The 2,652-nt window shown below is 66.4% G+C and carries 2 protein-coding genes and 1 pseudogene; 2 read left to right on the top strand and 1 reads right to left on the bottom strand.

The window, feature by feature from the left end; all coding sequences use genetic code 11:
- Nucleotides 1-1,530 (top strand): TonB-dependent receptor plug domain-containing protein (locus tag VJ655_RS18040; RefSeq protein ID WP_324113478.1); only part of this gene is annotated, 1,530 nt, incomplete at its 5' end.
- A 67-nt stretch (nucleotides 1,531-1,597) separates the two neighbouring features.
- Here VJ655_RS18040 and VJ655_RS18035 read toward each other — a convergent pair.
- Nucleotides 1,598-2,143: a GNAT family N-acetyltransferase gene (locus VJ655_RS18035; RefSeq protein ID WP_414647002.1), complete on the bottom strand. Its 546-nt coding sequence runs from the start codon at nucleotides 2,141-2,143 to the stop codon at nucleotides 1,598-1,600.
- Between the two features lie 265 nt (nucleotides 2,144-2,408).
- Between VJ655_RS18035 and VJ655_RS18030 the strand changes: the two are divergent.
- Nucleotides 2,409-2,652, top strand: a pseudogene (locus tag VJ655_RS18030) (monoamine oxidase); the annotation flags it as partial.

The raw sequence follows: 2,652 nt of genomic DNA, 5'->3' as shown, positions 1-2,652 counted from the left end.
TTCAGCCCCCGCGAGCGCATCATCGAGGACGACTACGGCCTGACCTTCGGCCTGTCGGGCAAGGTGGTCGGCTGGGACGTCGACCTGTCGTCGACCTACGGCAAGGACGCCATCGAGGTCCGCGTCGAGGACTCGGCCAACGCCAGCCTCTACGCCGACACCTCGACGCTGACGGCCAAGGGTTTCACGCCGACCTCGTTCCACGCCGGCAGCTGGGGCACCACCCAGTGGACCAACAACCTGGACGTCCGCCGCGGCTTCGACGTCGGCTTCTCGGTCCCGCTGGACGTGGCCTTCGGCTACGAGCAGCGCCGCGACACCTACCGCATCGGCGCGGGCGACGCGGCCTCGACCTACAAGGAAGGCTCGCAGTCGTATCCGGGCTTCTCGAAGACCGACGCCGGCGGTCACGCCCGCACCAGTTGGGCGGTCTATACCGACGTCGCCGCCACGCCGGTGACCGAGTGGAAGATCGACGCGGCCCTGCGCTACGAGAAATTCAGCGACTTTGGCGACACCACCGTCGCCAAGCTGACCAGCCGCTACGACTTCAGCGAGATGTTCGCCGTCCGCGGCACGGTGTCGACCGGCTTCCGCGCCCCGACCCTGGCGGAATCCTTCTACTCGGCCACCAACGTCTCGCCGACCAGCGCCTTCGTGCAGCTGGCCCCGAACTCCAGCGCCGCGCGCCTTCTGGGCATCGACAAGCTGAAGCCCGAGAAGTCGACCAACGTCAGCCTCGGGATCGTGGCCCACCCGCTACCCAAGCTGACCGCGACGATCGACGCCTATCAGATCAAGCTCAAGGACCGGATCTTTGGCTCCAGCTCGGTCTACGGCATGCGTAACGGCGTGATCGTCAACCCGAACGTCAACGCCGCGATCGCCGCCAACGGCAACGTGCTGGACAGCACGGTGACCAGCACCGGCATCAACATCTTCTCGAACGGCCTGGACACCCGCACCCGCGGCCTGGACGTGGTGGTCTCCTACCCGACCGACCTGGGCGCCTACGGCCGGATCGACTGGACGCTGAGCGGCAACGTCAACAAGACCAAGATCACCAAGGTCAAGGCGGCCCCGGCCGCCCTGGCGGTCACCAGCGCCGCGTTCCCGACCGGTCAGGTCCTGTTCGCCGGCAACGCCGCCTCGCTGCTCGAGGAGGCCGCGCCGAAGTACAAGGTCGGCCTCAATGGCCTCTACAGCTTCGGCAAGCTGACGCTGAACCTGACCGAAACCTTCTACGGCAAGGCCTCGGCCCTGTCGGATCCGGGCACAGGACCGCTGCTGAACACCGTGGCCAGCGCCACGGCGATCACCGACGCGGAACTCTCCTACAAGTTCCCGATGGGCGTCGTCGCCGCGATCGGGGCCAACAACCTGTTCAACAAGTATCCGGACAAGTTCACGGCCGCCTACCAGACCGCCTGCGTCGCCTCCGGCGGCGGGTGCGTGACCCAATATCCGTCGTTCTCGCCCTACGGCATCAACGGCGGCTACTACTACGGTCGACTGACCTTCTCGTTCTAGGACGAGCGTTCGGACCGAAAAGCGAAGGGGCGGACCGCGAGGTCCGCCCCTTTTGCTTCGCGAGGCGTCAGAGCCGCTTTCCCATCCGGATCAGCGGCACGCGATAGCCCGTCGAGGTGACCGCCTCGAACGGCTCGATGTCATGATAACCGCAGGCGCGATAGAGCGGGACGCCGCCCATGGTCGCCGCCATCTCGACGCGGCTGAAACCTTCGAGCCGGGCCGCGCTCTCGCAGGCGTCCAGGATCAGTCGCCCCACGCCTTTCCGCGTATGGTCGGGGTGGGTGTACATCGCCCGCACGCGAGCCGCGTCCTTGGTCGGATCCAGCAGCGCCGCGTCGCGTCCGGCCGAGTGATCGCCGCCGAACAGGGTCGCCCGTCGGCTCCAGCCACCGCAGCCGGCGATTTCGTCTCCATCCTCCACCACGAAATAGGTCCCGTCCACGATCAGCTGGGTGTCCAGGCCCATGATCTCGAACGAGGCCTTCACGCCTTCCGGCGGCAAGAAGTCCTGAAGAAGCTCGCCGATCGCGCGCTCCATCAGCGCCGACAGGACGGGCGTGTCGTCCGGGCGGGCCAGACGCAGGCTGAGGGCGGGGGCGGACGAAGTCATCAAGCTTCCATGAGGGCGTCGCGAGGACGCGAGAAAAACAAGGATTCGGCGAGTCCGTGGCGATCTTTCGACCACGCCCATCGATCGCTCAAAGCCGGCTCCAGGCGCCCAATGGTCAGGCGTCCGCCCTATCAGTCCGCGTCCCGACTGAAAACGGATTGCGCCGCGAAGATCGGAATTTCGAGATACCCTTCGTTCCGATTGTCGTTCGGAACCGAGCCGCGCGTCCAGCCGACGTCGGCCAACAACAACGGGCGGGGATGTTATGAGTGGATTGAACGCGGTAACGGCGGGTGGCGTACTCACGCGCCGGCGTTTCTTCGAGAGTTTGGCCGCGGTCGGCGGCATGTCTCTGGTGTTGTCGGGCATGGAGGCCCTGGGGTTCAGCCAAGCCTCGGCCACCGAATTGCCGCCGGAACTGACCGGCGGGGCCAAGAACACCAAGATCGTCATTCTGGGCGCGGGCCTGGCGGGCATGACCGCCGCCTATGAGCTCAGCAAGGCCGGAT

The organism is Caulobacter sp. (assembly GCF_035254145.1).
GTDB lineage: Bacteria > Pseudomonadota > Alphaproteobacteria > Caulobacterales > Caulobacteraceae > Caulobacter.
Note: the sequence above shows the minus strand (reverse complement) of the source record. Positions and strands in the feature narration are given on the sequence as shown.

Bases quoted from the DNA above. Each gene is read 5' to 3' on its own strand.
- VJ655_RS18035 (WP_414647002.1), bottom strand. From the start codon at position 2,143: ATGACTTCGTCCGCCCCCGCCCTCAGCCTGCGTCTGGCCCGCCCGGAC.